The organism is Stenotrophomonas panacihumi, assembly GCF_001431645.1.
Classification (GTDB): domain Bacteria; phylum Pseudomonadota; class Gammaproteobacteria; order Xanthomonadales; family Xanthomonadaceae; genus Stenotrophomonas_A; species Stenotrophomonas_A panacihumi.
This window is the reverse complement of record NZ_LLXU01000121.1, coordinates 1-22238: the sequence shown is the minus strand read 5'-3', so window position 1 is coordinate 22238 and position 22238 is coordinate 1. Positions and strand designations below refer to the sequence as shown.

Annotated in this window: 22 protein-coding genes and 2 pseudogenes; 15 read left to right on the top strand and 9 right to left on the bottom strand. The window is 70.1% G+C overall.

Annotated elements, in window-relative coordinates:
• Positions 1-59: 59 nt before the first annotated feature.
• Positions 60-230 (bottom strand): annotated as a pseudogene (gene rplU, locus ARC20_RS15555) (50S ribosomal protein L21); the annotation flags it as partial.
• Between the two features lie 291 nt (positions 231-521).
• Between rplU and ARC20_RS15550 the strand changes: the two are divergent.
• From ARC20_RS15550 to ARC20_RS15540, 3 genes are all read left to right on the top strand, one after another.
• Positions 522-1877, top strand: coding sequence for an OmpA family protein (locus ARC20_RS15550; protein WP_057648755.1), 1356 nt, complete (start codon positions 522-524; stop codon positions 1875-1877).
• Between the two features lie 211 nt (positions 1878-2088).
• Entirely contained in the window at positions 2089-5085 is a 2997-nt protein-coding gene (gene uvrA, locus ARC20_RS15545) for an excinuclease ABC subunit UvrA (protein ID WP_057648752.1), read from the top strand.
• Positions 5085-5504 (top strand): acyl-CoA thioesterase, encoded by a 420-nt coding sequence (locus ARC20_RS15540; protein ID WP_057648750.1) that lies wholly within the window; start codon positions 5085-5087, stop codon positions 5502-5504. The genes uvrA and ARC20_RS15540 overlap by 1 nt, the downstream gene beginning before the upstream one ends.
• Positions 5505-5528: 24 nt before the next feature.
• On the opposite strand, the gene ARC20_RS15535 is transcribed toward ARC20_RS15540, so the two are convergent.
• Positions 5529-5987 carry a copper chaperone PCu(A)C gene (locus ARC20_RS15535; RefSeq protein WP_237642610.1) on the bottom strand — a complete coding sequence of 153 codons (459 nt, stop codon included), beginning with the start codon at positions 5985-5987 and terminating at the stop codon, positions 5529-5531.
• Positions 5988-6023: 36 nt separating this feature from the next.
• On the opposite strand from ARC20_RS15535, the gene ARC20_RS15530 reads away from it, so the two are divergent.
• The 4 genes from ARC20_RS15530 (at position 6024) to ARC20_RS15515 (ending at position 9622) form a co-directional block, all read left to right on the top strand.
• Positions 6024-6800, top strand: a complete 777-nt coding sequence (locus ARC20_RS15530) for an enoyl-CoA hydratase/isomerase family protein (protein WP_057648746.1) — start codon at positions 6024-6026, stop codon at positions 6798-6800.
• A gap of 61 nt (positions 6801-6861) precedes the next feature.
• Positions 6862-7767, top strand: coding sequence for an acyl-CoA thioesterase II (gene tesB / locus ARC20_RS15525; protein WP_057648757.1), 906 nt, complete (start codon positions 6862-6864; stop codon positions 7765-7767).
• A 3-nt stretch (positions 7768-7770) separates the two neighbouring features.
• Positions 7771-8304, top strand: a complete 534-nt coding sequence (locus ARC20_RS15520) for a putative signal transducing protein (RefSeq protein WP_057648744.1) — start codon at positions 7771-7773, stop codon at positions 8302-8304.
• An 82-nt stretch (positions 8305-8386) separates the two neighbouring features.
• Positions 8387-9622: an RNA polymerase sigma factor gene (locus ARC20_RS15515; protein ID WP_057648743.1), complete on the top strand. Its 1236-nt coding sequence runs from the start codon at positions 8387-8389 to the stop codon at positions 9620-9622.
• Positions 9623-9693: 71 nt separating this feature from the next.
• Here ARC20_RS15515 and ARC20_RS15510 read toward each other — a convergent pair whose 3' ends face one another.
• Positions 9694-10296, bottom strand: coding sequence for an EF-hand domain-containing protein (locus tag ARC20_RS15510; protein WP_057648741.1), 603 nt, complete (start codon positions 10294-10296; stop codon positions 9694-9696).
• Between the two features lie 181 nt (positions 10297-10477).
• Here ARC20_RS15510 and ARC20_RS15505 point away from each other — a divergent pair, with 181 nt between their 5' ends.
• Positions 10478-11245: an arginyltransferase gene (locus ARC20_RS15505; RefSeq protein ID WP_057648739.1), complete on the top strand. Its 768-nt coding sequence runs from the start codon at positions 10478-10480 to the stop codon at positions 11243-11245.
• Positions 11169-12518, top strand: a complete 1350-nt coding sequence (locus ARC20_RS15500) for an endonuclease/exonuclease/phosphatase family protein (protein WP_108143437.1) — start codon at positions 11169-11171, stop codon at positions 12516-12518. Before ARC20_RS15505 ends, ARC20_RS15500 begins: the two co-directional genes overlap by 77 nt.
• A 61-nt stretch (positions 12519-12579) precedes the next feature.
• On the opposite strand, the gene purT is transcribed toward ARC20_RS15500, so the two are convergent.
• On the bottom strand, positions 12580-13767 hold the full coding sequence (purT, locus tag ARC20_RS15495) for a formate-dependent phosphoribosylglycinamide formyltransferase (protein WP_057648736.1): 1188 nt from the start codon (positions 13765-13767) through the stop codon (positions 12580-12582).
• A 145-nt stretch (positions 13768-13912) separates the two neighbouring features.
• On the opposite strand from purT, the gene ARC20_RS15490 reads away from it, so the two are divergent.
• From ARC20_RS15490 to ARC20_RS15475, 4 genes are read left to right on the top strand one after another with little or no spacing between them, the layout of a single operon-like run.
• Complete coding sequence (locus tag ARC20_RS15490; RefSeq protein WP_057648734.1) at positions 13913-14779, top strand: SPFH domain-containing protein; 867 nt, start codon at positions 13913-13915, stop codon at positions 14777-14779.
• Positions 14779-14967, top strand: a complete 189-nt coding sequence (locus ARC20_RS15485; protein WP_057648729.1) for a type II toxin-antitoxin system antitoxin — start codon at positions 14779-14781, stop codon at positions 14965-14967. Before ARC20_RS15490 ends, ARC20_RS15485 begins: the two co-directional genes overlap by 1 nt.
• The gene (locus tag ARC20_RS15480) at positions 14960-15538 is read left to right on the top strand and encodes a hypothetical protein (RefSeq protein ID WP_057648727.1); all 579 of its coding nucleotides are present in this window, start codon (positions 14960-14962) and stop codon (positions 15536-15538) included. The genes ARC20_RS15485 and ARC20_RS15480 overlap by 8 nt, the downstream gene beginning before the upstream one ends.
• 9 nt (positions 15539-15547) lie before the next feature.
• Positions 15548-16345, top strand: coding sequence for a M15 family metallopeptidase (locus ARC20_RS15475; RefSeq protein WP_057648726.1), 798 nt, complete (start codon positions 15548-15550; stop codon positions 16343-16345).
• 15 nt (positions 16346-16360) lie between these two features.
• Here ARC20_RS15475 and ARC20_RS15470 read toward each other — a convergent pair whose 3' ends face one another.
• The 5 genes from ARC20_RS15470 to ARC20_RS15450 form a co-directional block, all read right to left on the bottom strand.
• Complete coding sequence (locus ARC20_RS15470) at positions 16361-17035, bottom strand: DNA-3-methyladenine glycosylase family protein (protein WP_057648723.1); 675 nt, start codon at positions 17033-17035, stop codon at positions 16361-16363.
• A 1-nt stretch (position 17036) separates the two neighbouring features.
• Positions 17037-17411 (bottom strand): DUF423 domain-containing protein, encoded by a 375-nt coding sequence (locus ARC20_RS15465; protein ID WP_057648721.1) that lies wholly within the window; start codon positions 17409-17411, stop codon positions 17037-17039.
• 106 nt (positions 17412-17517) lie between these two features.
• Positions 17518-18693, bottom strand: coding sequence for a polyketide cyclase (locus ARC20_RS15460; RefSeq protein ID WP_057648720.1), 1176 nt, complete (start codon positions 18691-18693; stop codon positions 17518-17520).
• A 250-nt stretch (positions 18694-18943) separates the two neighbouring features.
• Positions 18944-19585, bottom strand: coding sequence for a response regulator (locus tag ARC20_RS15455; protein ID WP_057648719.1), 642 nt, complete (start codon positions 19583-19585; stop codon positions 18944-18946).
• Positions 19585-20805, bottom strand: coding sequence for a sensor histidine kinase (locus ARC20_RS15450; RefSeq protein ID WP_057648718.1), 1221 nt, complete (start codon positions 20803-20805; stop codon positions 19585-19587). The genes ARC20_RS15455 and ARC20_RS15450 overlap by 1 nt, the downstream gene beginning before the upstream one ends.
• Before the next feature lie 253 nt (positions 20806-21058).
• Between ARC20_RS15450 and ARC20_RS15445 the strand changes: the two genes are divergently transcribed.
• Positions 21059-21652, top strand: coding sequence for a GNAT family N-acetyltransferase (locus ARC20_RS15445; protein WP_057648717.1), 594 nt, complete (start codon positions 21059-21061; stop codon positions 21650-21652).
• Positions 21653-21654: 2 nt separating this feature from the next.
• Positions 21655-22238 (top strand): annotated as a pseudogene (locus tag ARC20_RS18815) (hypothetical protein); the annotation flags it as partial.

Sequence of the window (22238 nt, the reverse complement as noted above, 5' to 3'; positions counted from 1 at the left end):
ACGGAACTTGATGATGCGCACGTTGTCCGCGCTTCGTTGCTAGCCGCCCTTGCCGTTTACCTATGCGCCTTCAGGGCGTCGCCGATCTTGATGCCGTCGCTGTCGCCGAGCATCAGGATGTTGTCGAACTTGATCTCGTTGCCGGCTTCGACATCGAGCTTTTCCACGCGGAGCGTTTCGCCCTGCGCGACGCGGTATTGCTTACCGCCGGTGACCAGTACTGCGTACATGTGGGTGTCTCTTCTGTAGTTATTCTATGAATGCCTGCCGCCCTGTGGACGGACAGACTCGGGATGATAGCCCGCGCAGCGTGTTCGGGTCAAACCACCCCCTGCCCTGAAACGGGGCCCCGGCCGGCGCCTGAACGCCGGCAAACGCCCGCCCGCCCTGGACCGCAACCGATGCAGCAATCGCGTGGCGGGCACCCCGGCGCGCTTCCCAGAATCCCGCCCCGTCCGGCCTGGTGTGCCGGACCGGCCAGGCGTCCCCGACCGGACGCCAAGCGAGGACTGACACCCGCGATGTTCGACCAACTCATAGAGGAAGTTTCCGACCGCTTCGGCCTGGACGCCGCCAAGACCCGGCAGCTGCTGGGCACCGCCATCGCCCTGGTCTTCGACGACCGCCGCGGCGGCATGGCCGGCTTTGCCGAGCGGCTGCGCGGCGTCGGCCTGGGCCAGGCCCTGCAGGCCTGGCGCACGCCGGGCGCGGGCGAACCGGGCCCGATGCGCCCGGCGCAGGTGGAGTCCGTGCTCGGCCTGCCGGTGCTGAGCGCGCTCGCCCGCCGGGTGGGCTTGAGCCCGGGGGTGGCCACCGCGGCGCTGGGCGCCCTGCTGCCGGGCGTGATCCGCCAGTTCGACGGTCCGAATGCGTCCCTGGGCCAGCTCCCGGCGCCGGTCGCCGGCTGGGTCGCGCAGGGCCGCCAGTTGCTGGCGGACGCGATGCCAGAGCCGCTGCCACCGCGGCATCGCCGTGGCCTGGGCCGCTTGATCCGGGTGGCGCTGTGGGTGGCCGCGCTGGTGATCGCCGCCGTGCTGTTGCTGCGCAGCTGCCAGCCAGGCCGCGATGCCGCCGCGCCCTCGCCCCTCAAAACGGCCGAAGCGCCCACTGCGGCTCAGTCGCCCGCCAGCGCCCCGCTCCCCCACGTCACGCTGCAGACGCTGGGTGGCCGCGCCGAAGTCACCGGCCAGCTGGCCAGCGCGCAGGAAAAGCAGCGGCTGGTCGAAGCGCTGAGCGCCGTGTTCGGCACCGATAAAGTGCGCGATGGCCTGCTGGTCGACCCGACCCTGGCCCCGGCCGGCTGGATGGATCGCCTGCTGCAGCTACTGCCAAGCCTGCGCGGCGGCGACGTGAAGCTGGCCCTGGAAGGCGACCACCTGCAGCTGGACACCCGCGCGCTGCCGGAAGCAGCCCGCTTCAGCCTGAGCGACGACGTCACCCGCGCCTTCCCGGACTTCCGCAGCGAAGGGCTGTGGGACCGGGCGATGGCGGCGCTGTCCACCCTCAAGCCGGGCTTCGGCGCCGAGGACCTGGTGCAGGCCCTCAACCAGTCGACGATCCGCTTCGCCAGCGGCTCGGCCACGCTGACCGCCGACAATGCCGACCTGCTCGCCCAGGCCGCCACCGCCCTGCGTGCCGCCCCGGCGGGCACCCGGGTCGAAGTCGGCGGGCACAGCGACGACAGCGGCGACGCCGCGGCCAACGAGGCCTTGTCCCGCGCCCGGGCCGAGGCGGTCGTCTCCGCCCTCGTGGCCCAGGCGGTGCCGGCAGATCGCCTGCTGGCCAAGGGCTACGGCGCCTCCCAGCCCATCGCCGACAACGCCACCGAGGCGGGCCGCGCGCGCAACCGCCGGATGACCTTCACCGTGCTGAAGTAGTCAGGCCCGCGCATGTTGGCGGACACGGGGCGCCCGCGAGGGCGCCCTTTGTCTTTTGCCCGCCCCGCCCCCATGTCGCAGAACCTGAGACAGCGCCGGTGACAATGACCGCTGCGGCGATTTGCCCCTGCCTGCCCCAGTCGATACGCTTCCCTATTGGCCCGCCGGGGCCACCTCCCCCCGCTCGAAAGCTCTCGCTCCAGAGGAACGAATGGCGCTGGATTACATCCGCATCCGCGGCGCGCGGACGCACAATCTCAAGAACATCGATCTCGACCTGCCGCGCGACAAGCTGATCGTCATCACCGGCCTGTCGGGCTCGGGCAAGTCGTCGCTGGCGTTCGACACCATCTACGCCGAAGGCCAGCGTCGTTACGTGGAGTCGCTGTCGGCCTATGCCCGGCAGTTCCTCAGCGTGATGGAGAAGCCCGATGTGGACCACATCGAAGGCCTGTCGCCGGCGATCTCCATCGAGCAGAAGTCGACCTCGCACAACCCGCGCTCCACCGTCGGCACGATCACCGAGATCTACGACTACCTGCGCCTGCTGTACGCCCGCGTCGGCCAGCCGCGCTGCCCGGACCACGGCTACCCGCTGGAGGCGCAGACCGTCAGCCAGATGGTCGACCAGGTGCTCACGCTCGACCCGGAACAGCGCTACATGCTGCTGGCGCCGGTGATCCGCGACCGCAAGGGCGAGCACGCGCAGGTGTTCGAGCAGCTGCGCGCGCAGGGTTTCGTGCGCGTGCGCGTGGACGGCGAGCTGTACGAGATCGACGCGGTGCCGTCGCTGGCGCTGCGCCAGAAGCACACCATCGAGGCGGTAATCGACCGCTTCCGCCCGCGCGAGGACATCAAGCAGCGCCTGGCCGAATCGTTCGAGACCGCGCTCAAGCTGGGCGACGGCATGGCCGCCGTGCAGTCGCTGGACGACGAGAAGGCCAACGCGCAGTTGTTCTCCTCCAAGTACAGCTGCCCGGTGTGCGATTACTCGCTGCCGGCGCTGGAGCCGCGCCTGTTCTCGTTCAACGCGCCGATGGGCGCCTGCCCGAGCTGCGACGGCCTGGGCATGGCCGAGTTCTTCGACCCCGAGCGCGTGGTAGTGCACCCGGAGCTGTCGCTGTCGGCCGGCGCCGTGCGCGGCTGGGACCGCCGCAACGCGTACTACTTCCAGCTCATCGCCTCGCTGGCCAAGCACTACAAGTTCGACGTGGACGCGCCGTGGCAGTCGCTGCCGGCGGCCGTGCGCGAGGCCGTGCTGTTCGGCAGCGGCGAGGAAGTGATCACCTTCACCTACTTCACCGAGTCGGGCGGGCGCACCCAGCGCAAGCACCGCTTCGAGGGCATCATCCCGAACCTGGAACGGCGCTACCGCGAGACCGAATCGCCGGCGGTGCAGGAAGAACTCGGCAAGTACATCAGCGAGCGCGCCTGCCCGGACTGCCATGGCGCACGCCTGAACAAGGCCGCGCGCAACGTGTTCGTCGCCGACCGCCCGCTGCCCGACCTGGTCGTGCTGCCGGTGGACGAGGCGCTGAACTTCTTCAAGCACCTGCACCTGCCGGGCTGGCGGGGCGAGATCGCCGCCAAGATCGTCAAGGAAATCGCCGAGCGCCTCGGCTTCCTGGTCGACGTGGGCCTGGATTACCTCACCCTCGAGCGCAAGGCGGACACGCTTTCCGGCGGCGAAGCGCAGCGCATCCGCCTGGCCAGCCAGATCGGCGCCGGCCTGGTCGGCGTGATGTACGTGCTCGACGAGCCATCCATCGGCCTGCACCAGCGCGACAACGAACGCCTGCTGGGCACCCTCACCCGCCTGCGCGACCTCGGCAACACCGTCATCGTCGTCGAGCATGACGAGGATGCGATCCGCCTGGCGGACTACGTGCTGGACATCGGCCCCGGCGCCGGCGTGCACGGCGGCGAGATCGTCGGCCAGGGCAGCCTGCAGGACCTGCTCGATTCGCCGCGCTCGCTCACCGGCCAGTACCTGTCGGGCAAGCGCGCCATCGAGATCCCCAAGCAGCGCCACAAGCCGAACCCGAAGATGACGCTGCACCTGCGCGGCGCCAAGGGCAACAACCTCAAGGACGTGGACCTGGACATCCCGGCCGGCCTGTTGACCTGCATCACCGGCGTGTCCGGCTCGGGCAAGTCGACGCTGATCAACGACACGCTGTTCTCGCTGGCCGCCAACGAGATCAACGGCGCCTCGCACCCGGTGGCGCCGTACGGCGAAATCGATGGCCTGGACCTGTTCGACAAGGTGGTGGACATCGACCAGTCGCCGATCGGCCGCACCCCGCGCAGCAACCCGGCCACCTACACCGGCCTGTTCACGCCGCTGCGCGAGCTGTTCGCGCAGGTGCCCGAAGCGCGCGCGCGCGGCTATTCGGCCGGCCGCTTCAGCTTCAATGTGCGCGGCGGCCGCTGCGAGGCGTGCCAGGGCGACGGCATGATCAAGGTGGAGATGCACTTCCTGCCCGACGTCTACGTGCCCTGCGACATCTGCGGCGGCAAGCGCTACAACCGCGAGACGCTGGAGATCCTCTACAAGGGTTACAACATCAACGACGTGCTGGAGATGACCGTCGAGGATGCGCTGAACCTGTTCGAGCCGGTGCCGTCGATCGCGCGCAAGCTGGAAACCCTGGTCGACGTGGGCCTGAGCTACGTCAAGCTGGGCCAGAGCGCGACCACGCTCTCCGGCGGCGAGGCGCAGCGCGTGAAGCTCTCCAAGGAACTCTCGCGCCGCGACACCGGCCGCACGCTGTACATCCTCGACGAGCCGACCACCGGCCTGCACTTCCACGACATCGAGGCGCTGCTGGCCGTGCTGCACAAGCTGCGCGACGAGGGCAACACGGTGGTGGTGATCGAGCACAACCTGGACGTCATCAAGACGGCGGACTGGGTCGTCGACCTCGGCCCGGAAGGCGGTCATCGCGGCGGCAGCATCCTCGTCACCGGCACGCCGGAAGACGTGGCCGCGCATCCGGGTTCGTACACCGGCCAGTTCCTGGCCAAGATGCTGCCTTCGGTGAGCACGCGCCCGAGCCGGCCCGCCGCAGTGGCGAACAAGCCTTCCGCGCTGCCGCCACGCAAGAGCGAACGCGAAGCGGCGGCCAAGGAAGCCAAGGCCGCGGCCAAGGCCGCGAAGACCGCGAAGAAAGCCCCCGCCAAGACCACCCGCAAGAAGAGTTCCTGATGAGCGATACCGGCAGCACCCCGCACAAGATCCTCGCCCGCGTCCCGATCAGCGTGCGCTGGCGTGACATGGACAGCATGGGCCACGTCAACAACGCCAAGTACATCTCCTACCTGGAGGAGGCGCGCGTGCGCTGGATGCTCGGCGTGCCGGGCGTGTCGATGACCGATCGCATCGCGCCGGTGGTGGCGGCGACCAACGTCAACTATCGCCGCCCGATCGTGTGGCCGAACGACATCGTGGTCGAGCTGTTCGTCGAACGCCTGGGCAACAGCAGCGTCACCATCGGCCATCGCATCGTCGACCAGGCAGACGACAGCGTGCTGTACTCGGACGGCAACGTGGTGGTGGTGTGGATGGACACCCAGACCGGCAAGAGCGCACCGCTGCCCGAGCCGATCCGCGCGGCCTCGACCTGAGGCCGCGCCGCGTACCGCGCCTGCTCAGGGCGCGGTCTTGCGCACCTGCAGCGTCGCCTCGATGCTGCGCCCGTCTTCGAGCTTGAAGGTGACCGGCACGCTGGCGCCTTCCACCAGCGCCTGCTTCGGCTGCATCAGCATCAGGTGCAGGCCGCCCGGCGCGAGCGTGACCTGGCCGTTCGCCGGCAACGCCAGCTTCTCCACCTCGCGCATGCGGTTCACGCCATCCACCTGCACCGATTCGTGCAGCGAGACGTCATCGAACCCGCGGCTGCTGGCCGACGCCACCGCGGCCGGCTGCGCGCAATCGTTGACGAAGGTGCCGAAGCCGGCGGCCATCGGCGTCGACGGCGCGGGCGGCAGGCGCACCCAACCCGCGCGGAACTGCGGAACGCACGCCTTCGCGGGTGCGGCATGGACGGTCGTCGCCGCGGCAGCACCGGCGAGGACGGCGAGAAGGCACAGCAGGCGGGTCGTGTTCATGCCGACTATCATAGCCACAGCCGCCAGGAGCCCGTCATGAGCATCGAGATCCAAGACCACGCCGACATCCGCGAGATCCGCCTGGCGCGGCCGCCGGCCAACGCCCTGGATACCGCGCTGTGCCGCGAGCTCATCGGCGCGATCAACCAGGCGCAGGCCGACGACAGGCACGCCATCGTGCTGTCCGGCGCGCCGCACATCTTCTCCGGCGGCCTGGACGTGCCCTACCTGCTCTCGCACGGGACCGACAAGGGCAAGCTGCTCGACAGCTGGCAGGCCTTCTTCGGCGCCGCCAAAACGCTGGCCGAAGCCCGCATCCCGGTGGTCGCCGCGCTCACCGGCCATGCGCCGGCCGGCGGTTGCGTGCTGGCGCTGTGCTGCGACTACCGCATCATGGCGCGCAGCGTGGACACCGCCCGCCCGTATGCCATCGGCCTGAACGAGGTGCAGGTGGGCCTGGCCGCGCCGGAAGGCATCCAGCGCCTGCTGCGGCGCGTGGTGGGCCCGCATCGCGCCGAACGCCTGCTGGTGGCCGGCGAGATGGTGCCGGCCGAACAGGCGGTGCAGTTCGGGCTGGTGGACGAACTGGTCGACGGCGAGCTGGTGGTGGCGCGCGCCATCGCCTGGCTGCAGGACCTGCTGCGCCTGCCGCGCCAGCCGATGCTGCACACCCGTGACGTCGCCCGCGCCGACCTGCGCGAGGCGCTGGCGCCGGAGCTGATCCAGCTCGACCGCTTCGTCGAGGCCTGGTACACCGACGACGCCCAGGCCGCCCTGCAGGCGCTGGGCGCGCGCCTGCGCAAACCGGCCTGAGGCCGGGCCCGGCGGGGCGTCCCCGCTATAATCGGCGCCTATCGCCATGCAGGCCCCGACCTTGTCCGACACCGCCGAACCCGTCGTCTCCGAACTGATCAGCCTGCTCTCGCTGGAGCGGCTGGAGGACAACCTGTTCCGCGGCCAGAGCCGCGACATCGGCACCAAGTACGTGTTCGGCGGGCAGGTGCTGGGGCAGGCGCTGGCCGCCGCCCAGGCCACGGTGGAGAACGGCCGCCAGGCGCATTCGCTGCACGCCTACTTCCTGCGCGCCGGCAACATCGAAGCGCCCATCGTCTACGACGTGGACCGCACGCGCGACGGCGGCAGCTTTTCCGTGCGCCGCGTCACCGCGATCCAGCACGGCAAGGTGATCTTCTTCTGCGCGGCCTCCTTCCAGGAACACGAGGACGGCGCCGAACACCAGTCGCGCATGCCCGACGTGCCGCAGCCGGAGGACATCGCGCCGACCCCGCCGCTGGCGCCGGAAGTGCTGGAGAAGCTGCCGGTGAAGGTGCAGCGCTGGCTCTCGCGCGGTGGCCCGTTCGAATTCCGCCACGTGTTCCCGCGCGACGAACTCAACCCGCCCAAGCGCCCGCCGTTCCAGCAGATGTGGCTGCGCCTGAGCGACCCGGTGGGCGACGACCAGGGCCTGCACCGCGCCCTGCTCGCCTACACCTCGGATTTCCAGTTGCTCGGCACCTCGACCTTCCCGCACGGCATCAGCTACTACACGCCCGGCGTGCAGATGGCCTCGCTCGACCACGCGCTGTGGTTCCATCGCCCGTTCCGCACCGACGACTGGCTGCTCTACTCGCTCGACAGCCCCACCGCGCAGGGTTCGCGCGGCTTGGCGCGCGGCCAGTTCTTCACCCGCGACGGCGTGCTGGTGGCCAGCACCTCGCAGGAAGGCCTGATCCGTGTCGTGCCTGATGGCCAGGCCCACGCCGTGCCGGCCAAGGACTGACCCATGCGCAAGATCTTCAGCAGCCAGCGTGTCGAAACCGCCGAGGGCGTGGCCAAGCTGCTGCGCGACGCCGGCATCGACGTGCGCCTGAGCAACGGCCGCTCCTACCGCAGCCGCCGCAGCGGCCAGTTCAGCTATCTCGAGGAAGGCAACCCACAGGGCCATCCCACCGTATGGGTGGTGCATGCGGACGACCAGCCGCGTGCGCGCGAACTGCTGCGCGAGGCGCGCCTGCTCGACACCACGCGCCGCGACGTGCCGTTCGCCGAATACGCCTTCGCCGATGCGCCGGAAGCCAAGGGCGGCGCGCGCAACTGGGCGTGGCGCATCCGCATCGGCCTGCTGGTGGTGATCGGCGCGGTCGCGCTGTTCATCATGGTGCGCCACAACGCCTCGCGCCCGGCGGCCCCGCCGGCGCCCGCGCCTGCCAGCGCGCCCGCGGCCGCGCCCACCGCACCGGCCGCCACGCCGCCGGCCGAACCGCAGGAACAGGAACAGGAAGACCCCTCGCGCGTGCGCATCCAGCCAGCGCATTGACCGCCCGGGCGGCGCCCGCGCCGCCGGCGGTCACATCCGCGCCGCCTGGACGTCATGGCAGGGAACCCGGAAGGAGTCCGCCATGAACGCCGAAACGCTCGAGACCATGTTGCAGCGCGAACTGCCCACCGCGGCGGCCGGCTGCCAGCAGGCCTATGGACGCATCGTCGGCGCCTGCCAGAACACGGTGACTGCCATCGCGCTGGCCATCACCCGCGATGTCGCCGCCAGCGAGGACATCGCGCAGGAAGCCTTCCTGCGCGCCTGGCAGCAGCTCTCCCGCCTGCACAACCACGCCAGCTTCCTGCCGTGGCTGCGGCAGATCACCCGCAACCTCGCCCGCGACTGGCTGCGCGCGCAGCGCCACCGCCCGCTGTCGGGCGAGGCGGCCGAAATGGCGATCGGCATGGCGGCCGATCCGGGCTTGTCGCCGGCCGAGCAGCTGCAACGCGTCGAAGAGGAACTCGCCGCCGAGGAACTGATTTCCGCACTGCCGGAAGAGAGCCGCGAGACGCTGCTGCTCTACTACCGCGAAGGCCAGAGTTCGCAGCAGGTGGCGCAGCTGCTCGGGCTCAGCGACGCGGCCGTGCGCAAGCGCCTGTCGCGTGCGCGCGCCGCGGTGCGCACGCAGATGCTGGTGCGCTTCGGTGAATTCGCGCGCAGCAGCGCGCCGGGGGCGGCGTTCGCCGCGGCGGTGATGTCGGCCGCGTTGATCGCCGCGCCAGGCGTGGCCGGCACCACGCTGGCGGCCGCCACGCTCGGCGCCGGGTTGGGCACGGCCAGCGGGGCCTCCAAGCTGGGCGGCAGCCTGGGCGTGTCCGCGCTGTCGGGCGGCACCGCGCTCGGCTCGCTCGGCGCGGCGATGTTCGCGCGCGCCGGCGCCATTCCGGTGGAGGCGTGGAGCGTGATCGGCATTGCGCTGGCGGTCGGCTTCGTCACCACCTACGCCAGTGGCTTCTACCTGCTCACCTACGCAGAGCACGAGGCCGAGCGCATACGGATCCGCCGCCTCGTGCGCCTGATGATGCTTACCGCCGCGGCCGCCTGCGTGCCCACGCTGCTGCTGAGCCTGGGCGGCGCGGGCGTGTGGTGGACACTCGGCGCGCTCGGCGCCGGCATGATGGTGGTGAATTACCAATGCCTGGTGACGCTGCCGCGGGTGATGCGCCCGATGCTGGCGCGCGATGCCGCGCGGCATGGCCGCAGCCGGCCGAGCTGGATCTACCAGAGCACCTTCGGCCGCCCGGCGGTGCTGTGGTCCAACGTGTTCGTGCTGGCCACCGCGCTATGGACGCTGCACGTCCACGGCGTCTTCTGATCGCATGAAAAACGCCCCGCGCATCGCTGCGCGGGGCGTCGTCGATCGGCGCCAGAGTTGCGTATTGCGGTTTACTTCGCCGCGTCGGCCGGCGGCGGCACCGGCTTGCCGGCGTGCTTGCCATCGCGCGGGCCATGGTCGCCACGCGGGCCGTGGCCGAACGGCGGGCGCTTGGCGGCGGCCGCGTCGAACTCGGCCTTGCTCAGCTTGCCGTCCTTGTCGGTGTCGGCGGCGGTGAACCATTCGTCACGCGACTGCTTCATACGCGCTTCGAAGTCGGCCTTGTCGACATAGCCGTCCTTGTTGACGTCCATCTTGTCGAAACGCTCGGCGAACTTCGGGTCGGCCTTGGCTTCCTCGCGGCTGATGCGGCCGTCCTTGTTGGTGTCGAGCTTGGCCATCGCGTCGTGGCCGCCGCGGCGGAACTCGCCGCGCTTGGGCAGCTCGTCCGGCGTCAGCTTGCCGTCCTTGTTCTTGTCGAGCTTGTCGAAGTTCTGCGCCAGGTACGGCACCTTGGCCGCCTCGCTGCGGTCGACGGCGCCGTCGCCATTGGTATCGAGCTTGGCCAGGCCATGCTTGCCGCCATCGGCCGGCGGCATGTCGACGGCAAAGGCGGAGGCGCTGCTCAGGGCGGCCAGCACGGCCAGGACGATGAGGGGCTTGCGGTAGGTCATGGACTTGCTCCGTTGGGGATTCGAGTGACCCCGGGCCGCTGCCCGGGATCCGACGCGCGTCGTGATCGCGCCATCGCTGACATCAACGGGCGGCGGCGCACGAGGTTGACGCGCACCCGGCCGCATTCATCCAGCGGACAGCCGCCGCCCGCCTTCGCGCCGCAGGCGCTATTCTTTCCGCATGGCCATCCACGCCGACAACCGCGACGACCTGCGCCTGTTCCAGACCGGCCAGCACGCATGCGGCTACTGGCCGGACCGCCTCGCGCGCGACCTCGTGCTGGATCCGCACGACCCGCGCCTCGGCTCGATCTATCCGCAGGCGCTGGCGTGGGGTTTCCGTCGTTCCGGCGACCTCGTCTATCGCCCGCACTGCGAGCAGTGCCAGGCCTGCGTGCCGGTGCGCATCCCCGTGCAGCAGTTCCGCCCCGACCGCAGCCAGCGCCGCTGCCTGGCGCGCAACGCCGGCTTGAACAGCCGCATCGTCGCCGCGCAGCGCACCGACGAGCAGCTCGCGCTCTACACCGAATACCTGCGCCATCGCCATCCCGGCGGCGGCATGGACGACCATGGCCCGCGCGAGTTCGACCAGTTCCTGATCGGCGCGTGGTCGCACGGGCGCTTTTTGGAAATCCGCGAGCCGTCCGCGCCGGGCCATCGGGGTCGCCTGCTGGCGGTGGCCGTCACCGACGTCACCGAGCGCGCGCTCTCGGCGGTCTATACGTTCTACGCACCGGATGCCGCCGCGCGCGGCCTCGGCACGCTGGCGATCCTGCTGCAGATCGAATGGGCGCGGCGCGACGGGCTGGAGCACGTCTACCTCGGCTACTGGATCCGCGGTCACGGCAAGATGGATTACAAGCGCCGCTTCCATGGCCTGGAGGCCTACGACGGCCGCCAATGGCGCGACTTCGCCAGCACCTGGGGCGCGGTGGATATCGGCGCCTGAGCCGCCCGATCCCGACATCCGCCTGTCGCCAGGCGCGTGCCACAATCCGCGCATGATCCGACCCGCCCTGCTCCTCGCCCTGTCCCTGCTGTGCGCCGCGTGCGCCCACCAGCCCGCCGCCACCCCGGCCACCGAGACCGCCGCCGCGACCGTCGATGCCAATGCACCGCTGCGGCTGGCGACGTACAACACCTCGCTGTATTCGGACGAGGCCGGCGGGCTCATCGCCGAACTGGAAGGCGACAGCGCGCACGCGCGCAAGATCGCCGCGGTGCTGCAGAACGCGCGCCCGGACATGGTGCTTCTCAACGAATTCGACTACGACGACGCGCACCGCGCCGCCGACCTGTTCCAGCACCGCTACCTGGAAGTCGCCCAGCCCGGCGGCGGCGAACCACTGCGCTACCCGTACCGCTACCTCGCGCCGGTGAATACCGGCGTGCCGAGCGGGCTGGACCTGGACAACAACGGCGAGGTCGGCGGCAACGGCCGCAACCGCGGCAACGACGCTTGGGGCTACGGCCTGCACCCGGGCCAGTACGGCATGCTCGTCCTGTCGAAGTACCCCATCGACGAAGCGGCCGTGCGCAGCTTTCAGTTGTTGAAGTGGAGCGCGATGCCCGGTGCGCTGCGCCCGACCGTGCCGGCTACCGGCAAGCCGTTCTGGAACGATGCGGTGTGGTCGCAGCTGCGGCTGTCGTCGAAGTCGCATTGGGACGTGCCGGTGCGCACGCCCAAGGGCGTGGTGCACATGCTGGTCGCGCATCCCACCCCGCCGGTGTTCGACGGCAAGGAGAAGCGCAACGCGGCGCGCAACCATGACGAGATCCGCCTGTGGCAGGACTACCTCTCCGGCAATGCGGCGACCTGGCTGTGCGACGACGCCGGCCGCTGCGGCGGGCTGGCGGCCGACGCACGCTTCGTCATCCTGGGCGACCTCAACAACGACCCGGTGGATGGCGATGGCCGCCATGAGGCCATCGTCGAACTGATCGAGCATCCGCGCGTGCTGCGCTATCCCACGCCGGTCAGCGCGGGTGGCGAGGAGGCGGCGAAGGCCTATGCGGCCAAGGGCATCGCCCATCGCGGCGCGCCCGCGCAGGTCACCGGCGACTTCGGCCCGAAGGCCGGCGCGATGCGGCTGGATTACGTGCTGCCGTCGAGCGGCTTCCAGTACATCGGCAGCGGGGTGTTCTGGCCTGCGAGCAGCGATGCGCATGCGGCGATCGCCGATGGCAGTGACCACCACCTGGTGTGGGTGGACGTGAAGTAAGGCGACGGGCGGCGGTGACTCCCGCCGCCCGGAGCGGTTTTACCCGCGCGACGGACGCGGCTTACGCGTCCAGATGGATCCCGATCGCCTCGGCCGCCTCGCGCGCCAGCGCGCGCGCCGCGTCGATGCTGTCCGCGCGCGCCAGCGTCACGCCCACGCGGCGGTGGCCGTGCACGCTCGGCTTGCCGAACAGGCGCAGCGCCGTGCCCGGCTTGGACAGCGCCACGTCCACGTGTTCGAAACGCGGCACGCCTTCGCCATGCGCCAGCATCGCGCACGACGCCGACGGGCCGAGCTGGCGGATGGTCGGGATCGGCAGGCCCAGGATCGCGCGCGCATGCAGCGCGAATTCGCTCAGTTCCTGCGAGGCCAGCGTTACCAGCCCGGTGTCGTGCGGACGCGGCGAGACTTCGCTGAACCACACCTCGTCGCCGCGCACGAACAGCTCCACGCCGAACAGGCCCCAGCCGCCGAGCTCGTCGGTGATCGCGCGCGAGATCTCCTGCGCCCGCTGCAGTGCCAGCGCCGACATCGGCTGCGGCTGCCAGCTTTCACGGTAGTCGCCATCCTGCTGCCAGTGGCCGATCGGATCGCAGAACGACGTGCCGCCCGCGTGGCGCACGGTGAGCAGGGTGATCTCGTATTCGAAATCGATGAAGCCCTCCACGATGCAGCGCCCGGCACCCGCGCGCCCGCCGGTTTGCGCGTATTCCCACGCGGCGTCGATGTCCGAGGCGTGGCGCAGCGTGCTCTGGCCCTTGCCCGAGGAGGACATCACCGGCTTGACCACGCACGGCAGGCCGATGGCCTGCACCGCGGCGCGGTATTCCTCGTGGGTGTCGACGAAGCGGTACGGCGAGGTCGGCAGGCCGAGCGTTTCGGCGGCCAGTCGGCGGATGCCTTCGCGGTCCATGGTCAGGCGCGCGGCGCGCGCGGTCGGGATCACGCGCTGGCCATGCAGCTGCTCCAGCTGCACCAGCGTCTCGGTATGGATCGCCTCGATCTCCGGCACGATCAGGTGCGGCTGCTCGCGGGCGATCAGCTCGCGCAGGGCCATCGCGTCGAGCATGTCCAGCACGTGCGAGCGGTGCGCGACCTGCATCGCCGGCGCATCAGCATAGCGGTCGGCGGCAATGACCTCCACGCCGAAGCGCTGCAGTTCGATCGCCACCTCCTTGCCCAGCTCGCCCGACCCCAGCAGCAGGACACGGGTGGCCGAAGGGGACAGCGGGGTGCCGAGGGTGGTCATGGCGGTTCCAGCGAGGCGAAGAGGGGCGCCAATTCTACCGGCTGGGCCTTCACGCGCCTCGCTCCACCCACCCCCTCAGCGCGGGGCACTTGCGGACTGATATCAATTTGATATCGTCCTGTCGAACCTACAAGGAAGCCCCGTCATGAAAGAGCAGCCCCTGAAGTCCCTGCCCGGCATCCCGCTGATCGTGGCGATGATCGCCGTCTTCCTGCTCTCGGCCTGGGTCATGGTGCTGGTGCCGACCGGGCATGCGCCGGGCTGGGCGCTGGTGCCGGCGATCGCCGCCTGCGCCATCGGCATCTTCGTGCTGGCCGGGCTGTACATGCTCGAGCCGAACCAGGCGGCGGTGCTGAACCTGTTCGGCCGCTACGTCGGCACGGTCAAGGACAACGGCCTGCGCTGGAACAACCCCTTCTACGGCAAGAAGAAGATCAGCCAGCGCGTGCGCAACTTCGAATCCGGCCGGCTGAAGGTCAACGAGCTGGATGGCAGCCCGATCGAGATCGCCGCGGTGATCGTGTGGCAGGTGGTCGATGCCTCCGAGGCGGTCTACAACGTCGACGACTACGAGAGCTTCGTGCACATCCAGTCCGAATCGGCGCTGCGCGCGATGGCCACCAGCTATCCCTACGACCAGCACGAGGAAGGCCAGCTGGCGCTGCGCAGCCATGCCAGCGAGATTTCCCAGCACCTGAAGAACGAACTGGCCGAACGCCTGGCCGACGCCGGCGTGCAGGTCATCGACGCGCGCATCAGCCACCTCGCCTACGCGCCGGAAATCGCCCAGGCGATGTTGCAGCGCCAGCAGGCCAACGCGGTGATCGCCGCGCGCACGCGCATCGTGGCCGGCGCGGTGGGCATGGTCGAAATGGCGCTGTCCGAACTGCAGAAGAGCGGCGTGGTGGTGCTGGATGAAGAGCGCAAGGCGCAGATGGTCGGTAACCTGCTCACCGTGCTGTGCTCCGACCGCGGCACCCAGCCCGTCGTCAACACCGGTTCGCTGTACTGATGAGTGAGAAGAAGGCCTATCCGCTGCGTATCAGTGCCGACGTCCTGGCGGCGGCGCAGCGGTGGGCCGACGACGACCTGCGCAGCCTCAACGCCCAGATCGAATACCTGCTGCGCGATGCCCTGCGCAAGGCCGGCCGGCTGCCCAAGCCGCCGCCGGCCATCGAGGAGGAGCCCGGCGATGCCTGAGTCCACCGAGTTCGAGCTGGCCACGCTGGAAGGCCGCCCGCTGCTGCTCGGCGCGCTGCTGCTGGTGGTGGCGCCCTGGCTGATCCTCGGCGGCAGCATCGCCGCGCAGGGGTTCGCAGCGTGGCAGGCGCACGGCCTGCACGAAGCCACCGCGCCGCTGGTGTGCACGGCGGTGTGGGCGGTGGTCGCGCTGGCCTCGCGCCGCAGCCGCGCCACGCTGTCCGACGGCGTGCTGCGCGTGCGCTCCACCTTCTACCGCTGCGACGTGCCGGTGGAAGCGCTGGACCTGGCCAAGGCGCGGCTGTTCGACCGTGAGGAACGCACCGAGCTGGGCACCGGGCGCAAGCGCAACGGCGTCGGCCTGCCGGGTTTCCACAGCGGGCATTTCAAATTGAAGAATGGTGAGAAAGCGTTCGTGGCCGTCGCCTCGGGCCGCTGGCGCCTGTGGCTGCCGCGCCGCGGCGGCGCCGGCCTGCTGCTGGAACCTCGCAACGCGCGCGCCCTGCTCGACGCGCTGCGCACCGCCCAGGCGCATCCGACTCGGCTGGCTGCCACCGCCGGCACCCGCTAAGCTGCGGCCATGCCCGCCGCGCCGCACCACGTCCTGCTCAACAGCACATCGATCGAGCTGTGGCCTGCGCACCTGCTGCGCGCGCGCGGCAACCACGACGCGCGCATCCTCGCCCAGGCCGACTGGCTGCTGCGCCGCAAGCGCGACGGCCGCTACCTCGCCGCGCGCCTGCCGCAAGGGCTGATGCCGCTGGTCACCCGCTTCTGGCGCGAGCCGGGCGTGGACGAAGCCCTCGACGCGCTCGCGCGCCACGAAGCGCAACCCACTGCCGTACCCGCCCCCCTGCCCCTGCACGGCCTGCACGAACGCCTCGACCAACTGGGCCTGGACGCCGATGCCTACGCAGACAGCAGCGGGCTGGCACTGGAAGCCGAACCCGACCGCCTCGCCTACGCCGGGCGAGACCGCTACCGCCGCCCGCTATGGCTCACTGCGCCCGCCGCGCGCCAATGGCAGCGCATGCGCGCCGCGGCCGCGGCGCAGGGCGTGCCGATGGACGCCATCTCCGGCTATCGCAGCCACGCCTACCAGCTCGGCATCTTCGAACGGAAATTCGCGCGCGGGCAGACGCTGGAGCAGATCCTCGCGGTGAATGCCGCGCCCGGTTACAGCGAGCACCACGGCGGCGAAGCGCTGGACATCGGCGCGCCGGACGAAGCACCGGCGGAGGAAAGTTTCGAGGACAGCGCGGCGTTCGCGTGGCTGCAGGCGCATGCGGGCGATTTCGGCTTTTCGCTGAGCTATCCGCGCGACAACCCGCACGGGATCATCTACGAGCCCTGGCATTGGCGGTATCGCGGCGCTTGAACGACGCCCGGCCGCCTATTCCTGCGAACGCGGCGTCGCCCGCTTCACTTCCGCGGTGAAATCCGCGATCCGCCACAGGTACAGCCCCGCATAGGTGCGGTAAGGCCCCCATTTCTCCCCGCGCGCGAGCAGCTCCTTCGCCGTGGGCATCGCCTCCAGCCCATCCACGCGCTGCGCGCCCTTGCGTACGCCCAGGTCGTCCACGGGCAGTACGTCGGGTCGGCCGAGCCGGAACATCAGCATCATCTCCACCGTCCAGCGGCCGATGCCGCGGATCGGCGTCAGCGCCGCGACGATCTCGTCGTGGTGCAGCGTGGACATCTGCCGCAACGTCGGGATCTCCCCGGCCGCCTCGCGCCGCGCCAGGTCGCGCAACGCCAGCGCCTTGTTGCCCGACACGCCGCACGCCCGCAGCGCGGTGTCGTCGATCCGCGAGAGCGTATCGGCATGCAGGCGCTTGCTGCCGATCGCCGTCTCCACGCGCCCGACGATCGTCGAGGCTGCCTTGCCGCTGAGCTGCTGGAACAGGATCGCCCGCGCCAGCGCATCCACCGGGTCGAACGGCTTGCGCCAGCCCGGCTGCGCTTCCAGCGGCCCGACGCGTTTCATCCAGGTGGCCAGGCGCCGGTCGCGCTTGCGCAGGTGTTCGTAGGCCTGCTCGACATCGAACCCGCGGGCGTGGCGCGGCATCTCAGCGCCTCAGCGCCTGCACGGCCAGCACCAGCCAGCCGACGATGAGCATCGTGCCGCCCACCGGCGCCAGCGAGGTGGACCAGCCGGCCAGCACGCCGCCGACCAGGCTGCCGGAGAACAGCAGCGTGCCCACCAGCAGCAAGGCGCTGCCGGCCATGCCCAGCCAGCGCTCGGCCAGCGAGGCGCCCAGCGCGGCCAGTACCGCGCCATGGCCGAAGGCGTAGAAAGCGGCCGTCTGCAGCCGCGATTGCGCGGCGGCATCGGCCACCCCGTGGGCGGCGTAGGCGGACAAGGCGACGGCTGCGGCGGCAAGCAGTGCACCGAAGGAAGCGGCCAGCGAAGGCCTGCGGCTGCGGCGGTCGTGGAAACGCATCATCGTTCCAGGCGGGAGGTTGGGCGCAATGTGCCATAAAAAAAACGCGCCGCATGCAGCGGCGCGTTTTTTCGGGTGACCACCGGGCGCCTGGCGGCGCGCGGGATTACTTGATCGCCCAGTAGATGTCGAAGTTGCCTTCCAGGGTGAACGACTTGTCCACGCCCGACTTCCACGACTCGTACGGACGGTCGGTCACTTCGTAGCCGTTGGTCACGGCCCAGGCGCGCAGCGAGGTGCGAGCCACGTCCAGACCCGCCATGTGGCCAGTGTAGTTGGCGAACGCGGCGCGATGGGCTTCGGTGCGCACGTAGGTGACCGGCGCGCCACCGGAGATGGTGACCTTCAGCGGCTCGCCGCTGGCGGCGACCGGGGTGGCGTCGGCGACCGGGGCGGCGGCGGCATCCGCACCGTCCTTGGCCTCGTCCTTCGCTTCGTCGGCCTTCGGCGCGCCACCGGCACGCTTGCGGACCGGCTGCACGACGTCGAACGCGTACTTGTCGCTGGCGAAGTCGGTGGTCACGATGCGGACCGGACCGGCCGGCTCAAGACCATTGGCGTCCATGACGCGCTTGATCCACTCCTGGTTGTCCTTGATCGACTTCTTGATGGTGTCGTTGTCGCGGTCGATGTTGCCCGCGTTGACGACCAGCAGGTCCTCGGCCGGCACATCGACGATCTTCAGGTCGGCCAGGGTCGGCTTGCCATCGGCGTCGGCGGCGCGGTAGTCCTGGTTCGGCACGGTGGCCAGCAGGTTGCTCAGGCGCGACAGACCCAGCTTCAGGTCATCGCCCACGTGGCGGCTGACGTACAGGCCGGCGTAGCGACCGAACAGGTCCCAGCCGTACTTGACCGAGTAGTCCTGGGTGATCTTGACGTTGCGGTTGTTCTTGCCGGTCGGCTCGAGCGTGAACGTCGTCGTCTTGTCCGAACCCTTGGTCGGATCCTCGATGGCGATCTCGACGCGCTCGTTCTTGGCGCTGTCGGTGATGGTCCAGCTGCCGTCACCGATGTAACCCTCGGCGGAGCTGTACTTCAGGATCGCGCCCTTGCCCGACTCCGCGCCATCCAGCGTCAGCTGGATCTTCGGATCGCGGAGCACCAGCGGGTTCCAGTCCTTGAAACGGCGGAAGCTGTTCACCGTGTCGTACACGATGGTCATCTTGCGGTTGGTCTCGACGCTCTCGGACATGTGCCGTTCCGAGGGAAGCACCAGGCCCACCACGACGAACAGGCCAGCCACGATCCCCAAGGCAATCAGGAACTCGATAATACGGGTCATTCAGGAGTCTCCGGGGCCGATCCCACGGCCGGGTTGAGTGAAGCGAAGCGCCCATCCTAGCAGGCTTCGCGGCCAATGTTCAGTTGCCGCTTCGCACGAGTGGCCATACCGCGCCGCACAGGCCCGGCAGGCCCCGCCGGCGTTGACTCGAAGGCAATTTGCCAGCGGTAGACAGAAGGCCGCGTCAACGTCGCGCGACGCGGGCATGGGCCGTCGATCCGTTCAGGATGCGCCGGCCCGCAAGGCCGGCTCAGACCAGCTGCAGCTCGAAGGCCTTGAGCACCGCACGCGTGCGGTCGCGCACGCCGAGCTTGGAGAGGATGTTGGAGACGTGGTTCTTGATCGTGCCCTCGGCCACGCCCAGCGAATTGGCGATTTCCTTGTTGGAGAAGCCGCTGGCCATCAGGCGCAGGATCTCGGTCTCGCGGTCGGTCAGCGGATCGGGCCGGTCCAGGCTGACGAACTCGTTGCGCATGTGCTCCAGGCCCGAAAGCAGGCGCTGGGTCACCGCCGGCTGCACCAGCGAGCCGCCATCGGCCACGGTGCGGATCGCGCCGACCAGCTGCTCCAGCGAGACGTCCTTGAGCAGGTAGCCCTTGGCGCCGGCCTTCAGCCCGGCCAGCACCAGCTGGTCGTCGTCGAAGGTGGTCAGGATGATCGTCGGCGGCAGCGCGCCGGTGCGCGAGAGCACCTGCAGTGCCTCCAGCCCGGACATCACCGGCATGCGCATGTCCATCAGCACGACGTCCGGCTTGATCTGCGGGATCTGCTCGACCGCCTGCCGCCCATCGCCGGCCTCGGCCACCACCTCGATGCCGTCGTCCAGCGCCAGCAGCGAACGGATGCCCTGCCGCACCAGGGTTTGGTCGTCGACCAGACAGACACGGATCATCACAGCACTCCTTTGGGAACGGCCGCCGCCAAGGGCGCGACGCTGCCGGGGATGGCCAGGCGCAGGCGGAAGCCTGCCCCGCGCCGGGTTTCGATGTCCAGCGTGCCGCCGTACTGGGCCACGCGCTCGCGCATGCCGCGCAGGCCGTTGCCGGCGACGTAGCCGTCCGCGCCGCGCCCGTCGTCGCGGGCTTCCACCACCACCTCGTCCTGCTCGCGGCGGATGTCGATCCACAGGTGGCGGGCGCCGGCGTGGCGCACGGCGTTGGTGACGATCTCCTGCACGCAGCGCAGCAGCACGTGCGCGCGCTCGGGGTCGTCGATGACCAGCGACGGCTGCATGTCCAGGCGGATGTCCAGCGACGGCACCTGGGTCACCAGCGGGCGCAGCGCGGCGGCCAGGTCGATCGAGCCGCCCTCGCGCAGCTGGCTGACCGCCTCGCGCACGTCGGTGAGCAGCAGCTTGGCCAGCGTGTGCGCCTGGCGCACGTGTTCCTGCGCCTGGCCCTCGGTGATGTGGCCGGCCACTTCCAGGTTCAGGCTCAGCGCGGTGAGGTGGTGGCCGAGCAGGTCGTGCAGCTCGCGCGAGATGCGCGTGCGCTCGTTGATGCGCACGCTTTCGGCCAGCAGCGCGCGGGTGGCGCGCAGTTCGGCGTTGAGCTGGCGCTGCTCCTCGCGCGCCTGCACCTGGCGCTTGGCGATCAGCGCGGTGACGAACACGAAGCTGGAAAAGCCCAGGTAACCCATGGCCTGCAGGATCGCCACCACCCACGGGAAGCCCATCAGGTTGGCGTAGACCGGCACCACCGCCAGGTTGCCCAGCACCAGCCAGAACACCGCCATGCGCACCGGCAGCAGCCACGGGAACAGGCCGGCCAGCACCATCAGCAGGATGCTGCCCAGCGCGGTGCCGGAGAAGAAGCTCACGCCGATCGCGCAGGCGGTCATCACCAGCAGCGAGAGGTGGTCGAGCAGGCGCAGGCGCGTGCCATTCAGGTCGCGGGTGACGCCCCAATAGATCAGGCCGAACGCCAGGTACACCACGACCCAGCGCACGATGCGCGCGAACGGCGCGCCCTCCAGCTCGTACAGCGGCAGCGACTCGGGGTCCAGGAAGAAGATGACCAGCCACAGGCCGACCGCGGCCCAGGTGAACAGGCCGGCATAGCGCAGCAGGGATTCGTTCTTGACCAGGTACTTCACTTGCGAACCATCGGCCATGCGCGCTTCCGTCGTACGGCGTATTGAGGGGCCGCCGGCAACGCCCGGCGGGGCGGGCCGGTAGACCCGGCGAGGGCCCGCGATGGCCGGCAAGGCCGCGCCGGCACGGCTAAATTCGGAGAATGGCCCGGTTCAAGTCAACCGTGCCGGAAGTCCCGGGCAGGCTCGCCGGGCCCTCGGCTACCCGCCCCCGCGGCGACCGTGAGACAATCCTGCGCGGCTACGTGCCGACCGCTTTACCCACGGAGTTCCAATGTCGATCGTGATCCGCGACGTGAAAGAGCACGAGCTCGATTCCGTCCTGGCCCTCAACAACAACGCCGGCCTGGCGATCCTGCCCCTGGATTCGGCCCGGCTGCACCGCTTCTACGAGCACGCCGAATATTTCCGCGTCGCCGAGCGCGACGGCAACCTGGCCGGTTTCCTGGTCGGGTTCGGCAGTGGCGCGCCGCACGACAGCAGCAATTTCGCCTGGTTCCGCGAGCGCTACCCGGATTTCTTCTACATCGACCGCATCGTGGTCGCCAGCCGCCGCCGCGGCGGTGGCGTCGGCCGCGCGTTCTATGCCGACGTGCAGAGCTACGCCGAGCTGCGCTACCCGCAGCTGGCCTGCGAGGTGTTTCTGGACCACGGCGCCGATGCCGCGCTGCTGTTCCATGGCAGCTTCGGTTTCCGCGAAGTCGGCCAGAACATGATGGACGACGTCGATGTGCGCGCCAGCATGCTGCTCAAGGACATGTGCAGCTACGGGTGGGTGCGCGAGACCTACGGCAGCCAGCTGCCCGACCTGCCGTGGGTCGGCCGCCCGCGCCATACCCAGCGGGCCCAGCGCCCGACGGGGACTTGAGCGTGGCGTCGGCAACCCTGGATTTCGAACAGGCGGGCGAACTGAAGATCGGCCAGGTCGGCATCGCCAACCTGCGCATCCGCACGCTGGACGTGTCCCGCCTGACGCAGGAAATGCGCGAACGCGTGGCGCGCGCGCCCAAGCTGTTCGGCCGCGCGGCGGTGATCCTGGACTTCGGCGGCCTGAGCCAGGCCCCGGACGTGGAGACCGCGCGCGCCCTGCTCGAAGGCCTGCGCGAGGCCGGCGTGCTGCCGGTCGCCCTGGCCTACGGCACCACCGAGATCGAGCAGCTGTCCGTCGCGCTGGGCCTGCCGCTGCTGGCCAAGTTCCGCGCCCAGTACGAGCGCGTGGACGGCGGCGTCGCCGCCCTCCACGCGCTCGTACTGGGCGCGGAACTTGGCCAGCAGCGGCAGGCCCAGCGCGACGGACAGCTGCTCGATCTCGGTGGTGCCGTAGGCCAGGGCGACCGGCAGCACGCCGGCCTCGCGCATGCCTTCGAGCAGGGCGCGCGCGGTCTCCACGTCCGGGGCCTGGCTCAGGCCGCCGAAGTCCAGGCTCACCGCCGCGCGTCACAACAGCCTGGGCG